This window comes from Lentzea sp. NPDC042327 (assembly GCF_040647275.1).
Lineage (GTDB): Bacteria > Actinomycetota > Actinomycetes > Mycobacteriales > Pseudonocardiaceae > Lentzea.
Genome location: NZ_JBEZBX010000001.1, coordinates 715,605 through 728,419 on the forward strand (window position 1 = coordinate 715,605; position 12,815 = coordinate 728,419).

9 protein-coding genes are annotated in these 12,815 nt (G+C 74.0%); 8 read left to right on the forward strand and 1 reads right to left on the reverse strand.

Annotated features, from left to right (window positions below; translation table 11 throughout):
* Positions 1 to 323 precede the first annotated feature (323 nt).
* The 8 genes from AB0A63_RS02935 (at position 324) to AB0A63_RS02970 (ending at position 12,127) form a co-directional block, all read left to right on the forward strand.
* On the forward strand, positions 324 to 3,005 hold the full coding sequence (locus AB0A63_RS02935) for a BTAD domain-containing putative transcriptional regulator (RefSeq protein ID WP_360384631.1): 2,682 nt from the start codon (positions 324 to 326) through the stop codon (positions 3,003 to 3,005).
* A 91-nt stretch (positions 3,006 to 3,096) separates the two neighbouring features.
* Positions 3,097 to 3,276, forward strand: a complete 180-nt coding sequence (locus tag AB0A63_RS02940; RefSeq protein ID WP_360384633.1) for a thiazolylpeptide-type bacteriocin — start codon at positions 3,097 to 3,099, stop codon at positions 3,274 to 3,276.
* The gene (locus tag AB0A63_RS02945; RefSeq protein WP_360384636.1) at positions 3,273 to 5,690 is read left to right on the forward strand and encodes a lantibiotic dehydratase; all 2,418 of its coding nucleotides are present in this window, start codon (positions 3,273 to 3,275) and stop codon (positions 5,688 to 5,690) included. The genes AB0A63_RS02940 and AB0A63_RS02945 overlap by 4 nt, the downstream gene beginning before the upstream one ends.
* Positions 5,687 to 6,766, forward strand: coding sequence for a hypothetical protein (locus AB0A63_RS02950; protein WP_360384638.1), 1,080 nt, complete (start codon positions 5,687 to 5,689; stop codon positions 6,764 to 6,766). Before AB0A63_RS02945 ends, AB0A63_RS02950 begins: the two co-directional genes overlap by 4 nt.
* A gap of 4 nt (positions 6,767 to 6,770) precedes the next feature.
* On the forward strand, positions 6,771 to 8,252 hold the full coding sequence (locus AB0A63_RS02955) for a hypothetical protein (RefSeq protein WP_360384640.1): 1,482 nt from the start codon (positions 6,771 to 6,773) through the stop codon (positions 8,250 to 8,252).
* Positions 8,249 to 9,799, forward strand: coding sequence for a YcaO-like family protein (locus tag AB0A63_RS02960; protein WP_360384642.1), 1,551 nt, complete (start codon positions 8,249 to 8,251; stop codon positions 9,797 to 9,799). The genes AB0A63_RS02955 and AB0A63_RS02960 overlap by 4 nt, the downstream gene beginning before the upstream one ends.
* Before the next feature lie 12 nt (positions 9,800 to 9,811).
* Positions 9,812 to 11,317, forward strand: coding sequence for a thiopeptide-type bacteriocin biosynthesis protein (locus tag AB0A63_RS02965; protein ID WP_360384644.1), 1,506 nt, complete (start codon positions 9,812 to 9,814; stop codon positions 11,315 to 11,317).
* A gap of 213 nt (positions 11,318 to 11,530) precedes the next feature.
* Entirely contained in the window at positions 11,531 to 12,127 is a 597-nt protein-coding gene (locus tag AB0A63_RS02970) for a DedA family protein (protein ID WP_360384986.1), read from the forward strand.
* Here AB0A63_RS02970 and AB0A63_RS02975 read toward each other — a convergent pair.
* Positions 12,090 to 12,809, reverse strand: a complete 720-nt coding sequence (locus AB0A63_RS02975) for an SDR family oxidoreductase (protein WP_360384646.1) — start codon at positions 12,807 to 12,809, stop codon at positions 12,090 to 12,092. The genes AB0A63_RS02970 and AB0A63_RS02975 overlap by 38 nt on opposite strands.
* Positions 12,810 to 12,815: the final 6 nt, after the last annotated feature.

The window sequence follows — 12,815 nt, forward strand, 5'->3', positions numbered from 1 at the left end:
GGCCCCAACCGGGCCACCGGCCAGCGTGCTCCACCTGCCGTGGGTGCCGGTGCGGTCCGGCCGGCCCGCGGCGGTGGGCTGGTCCCAGGTGGCCGGCGTGTGCGGTGACTTTCACACGCCGGCCGGGTTCTTGGGGGAACCGGACCAGACCGCTGCGCCGACCCCCAATTCCCGGTCGGTCCGGCGGCGCAGTTGCCTGATCTGGGTACAAAGGTGCCAGGTGCCGTGCACAGATTTCGCCCAGACGGCGCACAGACCGTGACCAGGGCGAAGGCGACGATGGCGCACACACGCTTCGTGATCATGGAGGAGGACGGTTCAGGGTGGAGTTCCTGGTGCTCGGCTCGCTCGCGGTGCGTCGTGACCGGACGCCGCTGGAGCTGGGCGGGCCTCGCCAGCGCGCGGTGCTCACGATGTTGCTGCTGCACGCGAACGAGGCCGTGAGCGTCGCACAGCTGACCGAGGCGGTCTGGGACTCGCCGCCGGTGTCGCCCGAGTCGAACCTGCGCACGTACGTGGCCGGGTTGCGGCGCGCGGTGGGCGACCGGCTCGTGACCCTGCCCGGCCACGGCTACCGGCTCGTCGTGCGGCCGGGCGAGCTGGACCTCGACGAGTTCGACCTGCTGGTGCGCCGGGGCGAGGAGGCGGCGGCCGACAACGACACCGAGGCCGCCGCGGACTTCTTCGCCCAGGCGCTCGGGAAGTGGCATGGCACGCCGGTGGAGGTCACCGCGGGACCGTTGCTGCGCGCGGAGTTCACGCGCCTGCAGGAGCGCAGGCTGACCGCGGTGGAGAAGTTCGCCAAGGCCGCCACCGAGCTCGGGCGGTTCGGCGACGTGATCGACCGGTTGCGCCGCGAGGCGGCCCAGCACCCGTTGCGGGAGGAGCTGTGGGCGCTGCTGATGCTCGCCCTGGACCGCGCCGGCCGCCGCGGCGAGGCGCTCGAGGTGTACGCCGCTGCCCGCAGGCACGTGGTCGAGCAGCTCGGCGTCGAACCGGGGGCCCGGTTGCGGCAGCTGCACCAGGTGGTGCTGGAGAGCCGGGCGCCCTCGCCCGCGGCTCTGAGCGCGCACCGGCAGCTGCCGATGGACATCGCCGAGTTCACCGGCCGCGAGGCCGAGCTGCGCAGGCTGTGCGAGCCGGGACCGCAGTCCACGGTGGTGATCTCGGCGATCGAGGGCATGGCCGGTGTCGGGAAGACCAAGCTCGCCGTCCGCGCCGCGCACCGGCTCGTCGAGCGGTACCCGGACGTGCAGCTGTGGGCGGACCTGCACGGCTTCGACCACGACGAGCTGCCCGCCGACCCGGCAGCGGTGCTGGAGAGCTTCCTGCGCCTGCTCGGGGTGCCCGGCGCGCAGATCCCCGAGTCGCTGTCCGACCGCGCCGCGCTCTACCGCGACCGGCTCGCGGGCAGGCGCGCGGTGGTGCTGCTCGACAACGCTGCGGGTGAGGACCAGGTCCGGCCGCTGCTGCCGGGCAGCTCGACGTGCCTGGTGCTGATCACCAGCCGGCGCAGCCTGCTCGGGCTGGACGGGGCGAAGTCGGTCTCCCTGGACGTGTTCACGCCGGACGAGGCGGTCGCGCTGCTGGCCCGCATCGCCGGCGCGGACCGGGTGTGCGCCGAACGCGAGGCCGCCGCCAGGGTCGCGCAGCTGTGCGGGCACCTGCCGATCGCCGTGGCGCTGGCCGCGAAACGGCTCGCCCGCCGTCCGCAGTGGACCGTGCTGGACCTCGTGGCACAGCTGGAGAGAGGCGGTCTCGGCGCACGGGGCGTGTTCGACCTCTCGTACCAGGCGCTGCCCGAGCACCAGAGGCGCCTGTTTCGGCTCCTAGGACTGCACCCCGGTGAGGACGTCACCGCCGAGTCCGCCGCCGCCCTCGCGGGGCTCACCGCGTACGAGGCGGAGGACCTGCTGGAGACGTTGCTCGACGAACACCTGCTCCAGCAGCACGCCCCCGGCCGGTACGTGCTGCACGACCTGCTGCGCGCCTACGCCGTGGAACAGGCGAAGGCCGCCGAGCCGCCGCCCGCGCGCGCCACCGCGTTGCGCCGGGTGCTCGACTGGTACCTGCACACGTCGTGGCGTTCGGCCGTTCAGCTCAACCCGCAGCGCAAGCTGGAGCTGCCCGCGGCGGACCCGGCCGTGCACCCGCGCGAGTTCGCCGACCGCGACGCCGCGCTGCTGTGGTGCGACACCGAGCGGGCGAACCTCGTCGCCGCCGTCCGCGACGCCGCCGAGCACGGCCTGAACGGGCAGTGCTGGCTGCTCGCGCAGTGCCTGTGGGACTTCTTCAACCTGCGCAAGCACTGGGCGGACTGGCTGGAGACGCACGGCGTGGCGCTCGGTGCCGCCCGCTCGGCAGGCGACCGTTCCGCCGAGGGCCGGATGCTGATCACCCTCGGCATCGCCCTGCGCGAGGTCCGCCGCCACGACGAGGCGATCAACTGCGGCCGGCAGGCGCTCGCGATCTTCCGCGCGATCGGCGACCGATCCCGGCAGGAACCCGTGCTCAACAACCTCGGCATCGCGTACATGACCACCGGCCGCCTCGACGAGGCGCTGAAGTGCTTCGAGCAGGCCGCCGAGATCGCCCGGGACCTCGGCGACCTGCACACCGAGGCCGTGCTGCTCAACAACATCGCCCTGCTGCACGCTGACGCCGGCCGCTTCCACGAGGCGCTGGACCGCTACCGGCGGGCGCTGGAGATCCGCGGCGAGGTCGAGGACCCCTACAGCGAGGCGATCCTGCTCAACAACATCGGCGAGGTGCACCGGGGGCTGCTCGACTTCCCGGAGGCCGTCGCGCACGTCGAACGCGCGCTGGAGACGTTCCGGCGCATCGGCGACCGCTACGGGCAGGCCGAGTCGCTCGACAACCTCGGTCTCGCGCTCGACGGGCTGGGCGACCGGCGCGGTGCCGAGAAGTGCTGGCTGGAGTCGGTGGCGCTGTTCGAGGAGCTGGGCGAACCCAAGGCGGACGAGGTGCGCGCCCGGATCGGCTGAGCGTTGTCGATCCGGGCTCCAGGCCCGGTCCATCGTGATCTCCGACCCTTCACCCACGGCCTCCCCGGCCTTCTCGTGAAGGGACAACTCCATGAAGGACCTCTCGTTCGACCTGGACGACCTGGAGCTCGGCGACCTCGCGGTCACGTCGATCCGCGACTCCGCGGCGCTGCCCGAGGGCGGTGCGTCCGGAGCGGCGTCGTCGTGTTCGTGCGGCAGCTCGTCGTGCAGCAGCTGCACCCAGCCGAACCTGCCGACGCTGAACGCATGACCGACCCGACGCGGGGAGAACCGGCGCCCTACGCACTGGTGCGCCTGGCCGCCCTGCCCCACCCGGACGGCGCCGCCGACGCGGCGCCGTTCCGGCGTGCCGCGGCGGCGCTGGCGGACAAGGAGGCGGAGCTGCTCGCGCTGGCCGGGCCGCTGGGCGAGCAGCTGCACGACAGCGCCGCCGAGCACGACCCCGGTTTCCACCGCCGGGTCGTGCTGCCGTTGCGCCGCGACGTCCACAACGGGCGGACCCCGCGGCCCGCGCTGGTCGAGGCCGCGGCGGACCTGGTGTCGCGCTACCCGGACCTGCGCAAGTGGCTGGAGCTGCTATCCGAACGCGCCGCGCTGCTGGCGGAGGCCGACCGCGCCCGGCCCGCCGCGCTGGCCGCCGAACGCGCCGTGCTGGCCGAGGTGTGCGCAGCGGAACCACTGCGCAAGGCCGCCGTCTTCAGCGGCCGGGACCTCTGGCAGGGCCTCGCCCGCGCCGGTGCCGGTGACCGCCGCGCCCGCAAGGCCGAGCCGACCGTGCTGCGCTACGCCCTGCGCGCCACCGCGAAGACCAGTCCGCTGTCCTGGTACACCGCCGTCGGCTGGGGCACCTGGTCCGCCGACGCGCCCGCTCCCGAGTGGGGCGAGCCGGTCGCCGTCACACGGGTCAGCCAGGTGCTGCTGGCCCGTCTGGTCGCCGCGCTGCTGGCCGACCGCGAGCTGCTGTTCGACCACCCGCACCGCCTCGCCGCCGACGTGCACGAGGAGGGCGACCGGGTGCGGTTCCGCAGGGACGTGCCCGCGACCGGCCCGCTGCGCGCCCACGTGGGTGCCGAGGAGGACGTCGAGCTGGCCGCGAGCGCGCCGCTGCGCTACCTCGTCGGCCTGACCGCCGCGAACCCCGGGGGCATCACCCCCGCCCAGCTCGCGAGCGTGCTGGCCACCCGGCTGCCCGACGGCGAGTCCGAGCGCGCCCACTCCTACGTGGCGCTGCTGCTCGACATCGAACTGCTGCTGCCGGTGCTCCCGGTCGACCCGCAGGACCCGTCCGCCTGCCTCGCGCTGGCGGCGTGGTTGCGCGGCACCGGACGCGCGGACCTGGCCGACCGCGTGACCTCGGTGCACCGCGACACCACCGCGTTCAGCGGGCTGCCCGCCGCTGCCCGACCGGCCGCGCTGACCGCGTTGTTCACTGCCTGGGCGGAGCTGGGTGAGCTGGTCGGTGCCGACCTCACCGGTGTCACACCGCTGAGCGAGGACGTGGTGCTGCCCCAGCCGGTCCGGCTCGGCCGCGCGCACGGCTACGACGGCGTGCGCTCGCTGGCCGGCCTGACGCCGTTGCTGATGCTGTTCGACCGGCACCTCGCGATCCGCAGGAACATCCGCGACCGGTTCGTCGTGGAGTTCGGCCACGGCGGTGTCGCCCGGCTCGCCGCGTGCGCTCCCCTGCTGCGCGACTCGCTGTCCGGCGCCCCGACCGGCGGCCTCGGTGCCAGTCGCGCGCAGGTGGCGGACCTGGTGCGGGACGGCGTGATCACCGACGAGGCCGTGACCGCGGCGGCGGACCTGCTGCCCGCGTGGATGAAGACCCGGCCGGTGTCGTACTCGTTCTTCGCGCAGCCCGCACGGGGCGGCCTGGTGGTGAACCACGTCTACGACGGGTTCGGCCGCTTCCCCGGCCGGTTCCTGGACCTGCTGCCACCCGAGGCGTACGCGACCGTCCGGGCCACTTTGGACGGTGTGTTCCCGCGCGGTTTCGTCGAGTACCGGCCGGTGCAGGGCTTCACCCCGAACCTGCACCCGCTGCTCGGCCGGCGCGAGGTCGGCGAGGACCCGCACTGGGCCGACCTGACCCCCGACGCGCTGGAGCTGTTCCACGACCAGGAGCACGACGAGCTCCGGTTGCGCCACCGCGACTCCCGCGCCGTGGTCGACGTGCTGTACCTCGGCTACCTGATGCCGATCTCGCTGCCCGACCGGGTCGCCGCCCTGCACACCGACCTCACCTGCGGTGGCGTGGAGCTGAGCCCGTTGCGGCGCACCACGTCCGTCGACGGCGTCCTGCGCTCGGAACGGCTGCGCCACCACGACGTGGTGCTCAGCCGCCGGTTCTGGGACGCCGACTCCGCACAGCTGACCGCGGAGCTCACCGACGTCGCCGCCGTGGCCCGGTTCCGCGCCCGCCACGGCCTGCCGGCACAGGTGTTCGCCGGACCCGGCGGCGTGATCACCTCGAACGAGGACGCCGTGGCACGCGTGGCAGCGGCGAAACCGCAGTACGTCGACCTCACCAACGCACTGCACCTGCGCGGCCTGTCCCGCCTGCTCGCCCGCTACCCCGGCCGCGTGCAGCTCACCGAGGCGCTGCCGGTGCCGTCCGGCCAGGTGCTCGAAGTGCTGGCGGAGACCTACCGGAGGGCCGGATGACCGACGTCGTCGTGCACTACCACGACCCCGTCAAGGCCCCGTTGCTGCGCGACGGCGTCCTGCCCGCACTCGCCGCGGCCACGGCGGCGTTCTCGGACGTCACGGGCCACGTGGAACGCCACTGGCTGCACGGCCCGCACCTGCGCGTCCGCCTCGACGGTCCGTCCGCCGACCCGGCCGCCCTGCTGCTCGCCGCACTGCTGCGCTCCCACCTGGCCGCCCACCCGTCCACGGTGGAGCTGTCAGAGGCGGAGCAGCTGGCCCACGCCTCGGCCGCCGCGATCACCGAACTGCTGCTGCCACCGTTCACACCGCTGCACCCCAACAACTCCGTGCGCATCGAACCCACCTCGCACGACCGCCTGCTCGACCTGCTGCCCGCGAGCCACATCCCGTTGCGCGCGCACGGCCTGCGCCTGGGCATCCCCGCCGTGCGGCAGTCGCTCGACGTCCCCCGCGCGGTGCTGGCGCTGACCGCGATCGCCGTGCACGCCAGCCGCTACCCCGCCGGCCTGCAGTACGGCTACCACTCGTTCCTCTCGCACGTCGAGGACTTCCTGCTCGCCAACGACCCCGACGGCACCCTGCGCACCCGCCTCGACGCCGTGTGGGCCGCCAACGCCGACACCGCCCGCACCCTGGTCTCCCGCGTGGCGTGGGGCCACCCCACCAGCGCACTCGAAGCCGCCTGGCAAACCTGGACCATCGACCTGCGCCTCGCCGCGGAGGCCCACTACGACGCGGGCCACCTCGACCCGGCCCCCAACCCGCGCCACGGCACCCGCGCCCGCGAGATCGGCGACCCGGCCACCGTCCGCCGCTACAACTACGGCGAACGCACCGAGTTCAGCGCCTACCACAGTGCCATGTGGACGGTCGACCTCTCCGACCCTGGCGTGGTCCGCAACATGACGGTGTACCGCTTCGGCACCAACGTCCTCTACCAGCTCCTGACGCTGTGCGACGTCACCCCGATGGAGCGCTACGCCGCCGCCCACCTGCTGTCCCGCGCGGCCCAGGACGTCCTCGGCACCACCTGGTCCGACCAGTTCGCCGCCCTGCCGAAGGTGGGGTGAGCACGTGCTCGTGCGCCTGCGCCCGGTCGTGCGCGCGACCCGAACCCCCGACGGCCTGCACCTGCGCGGCTGGGCGTCGAGCTGCACCATCACCGGTGGCGCGGGGCTGTGGCGGGTGTGGCAGCGCCTGGCCCCGCAGCTGACCGCCGGGCTCACCGCGGACGCCCTCGTCGTGCCGGAGGAAACGACTCCGGCGGTGCGGGCGGCGGTGGAGGTGATCCTGGAGGCGTTGCGGGAGCACGACATGCTGGTGACGGTGCCGGCGGAGTGGGACGGGCCCGCGCCGGACGTCGCCGAGTGGCTGGAGTCCGTCGCGGCCGACCCGGTGGACGCGTGGCGGCGGCTGCGGGCCGTCACCGTTGAGATCACGGGATGTGGCGAACCGGCGAGCGCGGCGGCACGGGCGGTCGAGGCGGTCGGCCTCGCCGTGCGGGTGAGCCCTCGTGTAGAACAGCCGACCTCCCTGCTCCTCCTCACCGCGGACCCGTTCACCCTCCAGGCGGGGTGCGGCGCCGACGTCGGCTACGTCCTGCCCCCATCCTCTCTTTCATCCAACACTGAAGCCACTGCACAAACTGATCGACTCAACGCCACCGGCACCTCGCCCGCCGTCCTGGCCGCCCTCATCGGCTCCACCGCCGTCCACCGCCTCCTCTGTGCCGTCGCCGGCCTCGAAGACCCCGCCGCAGCCGAAGCCAGAACCCCGCACCCACAGGTCCTGATCGCCCGCACCACCCCGCTCCGCGCCACCTACCACCCCCTGCTGACCGGCCCACCCCCGACGGACCCGTGGCGCGCCTTGGACGCCCTCACCGACGCCGAGCTCGGCCTGGTCGAGCCCCCGGTGTTCGGCGAGCTGCCCCAGGTCCCGGCCAAGCTCGCCACCTGCGGCACCGCGCTGGGCATCGGCACCACCGCCGACGCGGCCCGCCTCGACGCCGCCCTCGCCGCGGTCAAGACCGACGCCGTCCTGGGGGTCGACGACCTCCACGCCCGCGGAGCCGCCCTGCGCCTCGCCGCACGCCACCACCCCGGCGAGCCGGTGGAGCCGCCGGACGACCCGACCGCACGGCGGTGGTGGAAGGCGCTGACGGAACGGTTCGCCGTCCCCGCCGAGCTCCGCACCACCCGTCTCGCGCCGGGTGTGCACCGGGCGGAGGTTCACCGGGGCCACCACCTGCTGGCCTGGGCCGTCGAGGCGACCGCGGCGGACGCGGTGGCGTTCGCCGCGCTGGCCGCCACCGGGCACGCGCAGGCCGGCCGCACCGGCACCGCCCACCTCACCGGTGCCGCTCCCCACCGCGCGGACGCCGGCCAGCCGAGCTGGGTCACCAGGGAGTGGTTGTGGCCCAACGACGTCCGTGACCGCGAGCAGGAGTTCCAGGACGCCCTCACCGCACTGCCCGGTGTCCGGGTCACCCCACGACCGCTCGACCCGGAGCCGCACGCCGCCGGACTCGTCGCCTACGCCGTGGACCCGCGATGATCACCTACACCCCCGCCGACCCGCCGGCCGTCCGTGCCGACGGCGCGCTCACCCTCGTCGGACCCACCAGCGGTGTCTGCACGGCCTGCGCGGAACACGCCCGCCTGACCGTCGCCGGCGCCCCGCCGCACGGCGACCTCCGGCTCGCGGGCCTCGTCCCGCCCGCGTTCCGCCCGTTCGTCGAGGCCGTGGGGCAGCTGGAACCCGGCACCCTCCTCGCCCTCCGCACCGACCTCGCCCTCGTCTCCACCCACCGCGTCCGCCCCCGTCCCGGCTGCTGTCCCCTGCCGGAACCCCGGGACACCACGGAGATCACCGGGAACGCCCTGCGCGCCGACAACCCGCTGACCACCGTCGAGAACCTCACCGCCGCGGTCGTGGACCACCGGTTCGGCCCGGTCACCGGGTTGTTCCGCGCGGGCCACCTGCCGCTGCCGACGATGACCGCCGAGCTGCACGGGCACGGCGCCGGTCACGGCCGCACCGCCGGCTTCGAGCAGGCGGAACGAGTCGCGCTGTTCGAAGCGGTCGAGCGGTACAACGGAATGCGCCCGCGCAGCCACCGGACCACGTTCGAGGCGTCGTTCGCGGAGCTCGGCCCCGACCACGCGGTCGACCCGGCGGCGCTCGGCCTGCCCGACCACCACCGCTACACCCCGAACCTCACCTTCCGCTGGGTCGAAGGCTGGTCGTACACGAGGCAACGCACCATCGCCGTACCGGAACAGGTGGCCTACTGGGACGTCGAAACCCCGCCGGAGCAACGGTTCCTGCACGAGACGTCCAACGGCTGCGGTCTCGGCAACAGCCTCACCGAGGCCGTCCTGCACGGCCTGTTCGAGGTCGCCGAACGCGACGCGTTCCTGATGGCCTGGTACGCGCAGACACCGTTGCGGCGCATCCGGCTCCCCAGGGACCCCTTGCTGCACCACCTCACCGACCGCCTGGAAGAGCTCGGCTACGAGCTGCTGTTCCTCGACGCCACCACCGACATCGGCATCCCGTCGGTGCTGGCGCTGGCCCGCACCGACCGCGCCACGCTGCCCAGGGCGTTCTTCGCCGCCGGCGCGAGCCCCGATCCCACAGCGGCGCTGCGGTCCGCGGCCGTCGAGGTCGTCGTGGACGTCGAGTCGTTCGCCGACCGGGTCCGCGCGAACCCCGGGGCCTACGACCGGCACCGCCTCCTCCGCCTGCTGCACGAGCCGGAGCTGGTGCGGTCGATGGACGACCACGTCGCCGTCAACACCCTGCCGGAGGCCGCCGACCGGTACGCCTTCCTCGTCGGCACCGGCGAGACCGTCCTCGAAGACCACCGCGACCACACCAGCCTCGAAGGCCTGCTCGACCACTACAGCGCCCGGCTGCGCCACCAAGGCCTGGAACTGGTCGCCGTCGACCAGACCGACCCGGTCACCGCGGGCGGTCTCGGCCTGCACTCGGCCAAGGTCCTCGTGCCGGGTGCGCTGCCGATGACGTTCGGCCACCGGCGCACCGCCGGTCTGCCCCGGCTGCGGGCGAAGGCCCTGCACCCCCACCCGTTCCCGTGAGATGGAGCAGCTGTGACCTGGACCGGCCTGCACTGCAGGGTCTCCTGGAACCGCACGGACGTCGACACGTTCATCGCCGACGCGCTCGCCCCGGCGATGGCCGGCCACGAGTGGTACTTCCTGCGCTACTGGGAGACCGGCCCGCACCTGCGCGTCCGCGTCAAGGACGCCACCGGGGACCAGGTCGGCGACCTCACCGCGACGCTCACCCGGCTCATCGCCGCACAGGACTTCCAGCCAGGCACCGACGACCCGGACTGGTTGCCGCACGGGGACGTCCGCGAGGTCGAGTACGTCCCGGAGACCGAGCGGTACGGCGGCCGGGAGGCGCTGCCGGTCGCCGAGGAGGTGTTCTGCCGCAGCACGGAGGTCGCACTGGCCGTGCTGCGGGCGGCCCGCACGGACAGCGCCCGCCTCACCGCGGCCATCGACCTCACCATCGCCACGGCGCGGGCGCTCGACCTGAACCTGCCGCAGGCCGCGAGCTGGTTGCGCAGCCTCGGCGCGGGGTGGCGCAACGTGCAGGAGCAGGCGCCGCCGCCCACGATCGGCTCGCAGCACGCCGCCTACCAGCTCCTCGCCAAACGCGGCCGCGACCTCGCCGCCCGCTGGTACCGCGAGCCCCGCGGCGCCGTCTCGCACTGGACCGCGGCGGTCACCGACGCCGGGCGGCGCCTGGGCACCTGGTTGCCGCACGTGTGGGCGTCCCAGCTGCACATGCTGCTCAACCGCGTGGGCGTCACGCCCAACGAGGAGCGGATGATCTGCTGGACCACGGCGGCCGCCGCCCTGTCGCCCACCGGCCTGACCGACTTCCACGAGGACGGCGAGACCGCGCCGGACCGCCGTTACCTGGAGGCGAGCAAGTTCCTGCCCGGCTTCACCGACCAGCTGCCCCGCAAGACCGCCCCGAACCGGCGGGTCTGGCCGGCCACCGCCACGCTGCCCTCCACGGTGGACACCGACACGCTGCGGGCCCGCCGGACCAGCCGCGACCTGACCGGCGACCTCACCTCCGAGCAGCTCGGCACGCTGCTGTGGAACGCGATGTCCCCGAAGGACGGCCGCTGGCCCTACCCGAGCGCCGGGGCCCAGTACTGCGCCCGCATCCGGCTCATCGCGCTCAACGTCGACGGCCTCGCCCCCGGCCGCTACGAGGTGAACGAGGTCGACCGGGCGCTCACCTGGTTCGGCGAGGCACCGCCGGTGCCGGACCTGGAGGCGACCTCGATGTGGTTCGGGCCGGGCACGACCGAGCTCGGCGGCACACCGGCCGTGCTCGCGCTCTACATCCGGCTCGGCTCACTGCGGCAGACCTACGGCCTGCGGGCGCTGCGGTTCGCGTTCACCGAGGCCGGGCACCTCGCCCAGAACCTCACGGTGACGGCCGCGAACCTCGGCATCCGCACCGGGCTCGTCGGCGGGTTCTACGACGACATCGCCCACGACGTCATCGGGCTCGACGGCGTGGACGACGCGCTCGTGTACTTCCTGCCGCTGGCCTCGGACCCCGACTGACCCCGGCACCGCCTCGCACACCTGCGTCAGCATCGACGCCGACACCGAGGACCGGACCACGGAGCCGGCCGGGATCAGACTCGGCAGGCCCCGTCCGGGTCCACCGCCCAGCTCGCCCCTGCTTGACTGGCGTGTGCAAGGTGCATAGCTGACCGCTGTCCCGGTCGACGTTCCCGGCGGATTCGGCGGATTCGGGGGAAGATCGCGGACGTGCTGTCCCACTGGCTCCAGACCGTCCCGCCGCTGCTGGTCTACGTGATCGTGGGCCTGGTCGTGGGTCTCGAAAGCGTCGGCATCCCGCTGCCCGGCGAGATCGTGCTCGTCACGGCCGCGCTGATGGCCTCGCACCACGACGGCGTGAACCCGGTCGTCGTGGGCGTCTGCGCGAGTGCGGGCGCGATCCTCGGCGACAGCGTCGGGTACGCGCTGGGCAAGCGGTTCGGGCCGCGCGTCTTCACGTGGGCGGAGGCCAAGTTCCCCCGGCACTTCGACGCCGGGAAGGTCGGCCGCGCCCAGGCGCTGTTCGAACGGCACGGCGCCCGGGCGGTGTTCTTCGGCCGGTTCGTGGCGCTGCTGCGGATCCTGTCCGGTCCGCTCGCGGCCACGATGGGCATGCACTACGGGAAGTTCCTGCTGGCCAACGCTCTGGGCGGCATCGCGTGGGCCGGCGGCACGACGGCGGCGGTCTACTTCGTCGGCGAGGCGGCCGAGCACTACCTGGCCGAGTTCTCCTGGGTGGCGCTCGCCGTCGTGCTGGTGGCGGTGGTCGCCTTCAGCGTCCGAGCCCGGCTCCGCCGTTCACGCCGATGACCTGGGCGGTGATGTGCCCCGCCTCCGGTGCGGTCAGGAACGCCACCGCGGCCGCGACGTCGGCGGGCGTGCCCGCGCGGCCGTTGGCGGGGTTGCCGACGAGCTTCTTCCGGCGTTCCTCCGACAGCGTGCCGCCGAAGAACTCGGTGTCCTCGACGACGCCCGGTGACACCACGTTGACCGTGATCCCCCGCGTTCCCAGTGCGAACGCCAGGTCCGCCGTCCACGCCTCGACCGCCGACTTGGCCGCGCCGTAGGCACCGGAGCCGCGCCGGCCCGCGATCGAGCCGATCGTGACGACGCGGGCGTTGTCGGCCAGCCGCGGTTCGAGCGCGGTCGTGACGAGCACCGCGCTGATGACGTTGGACTCGTAGTTGGCGATCCACAGGTCGCGGACGTCGGCCAGGTTCCGCGGCGCGGGCAGGCGCCGGGTCATGTTGCCGCCCGCGTTGTTGACCAGCACGTCCACCTGGGACGGCAGGTCGGCCACCGCGTTCTGGACGGCGTCGGGGTCGGCGGCGTCGAAGACCACCGCCCGCGCGCCGATCTCGTCGGCCGCGGCCTTGAGCACGTCCTCGCGGCGGCCGGTGACCACGACGTCGAGGCCCTGCTCCACGAGCCGCGCCGCCACCGCCCTGCCGATGCCCGTGCCGCCGCCGGTCACCACTGCTGTTCGGGTCATGCACCC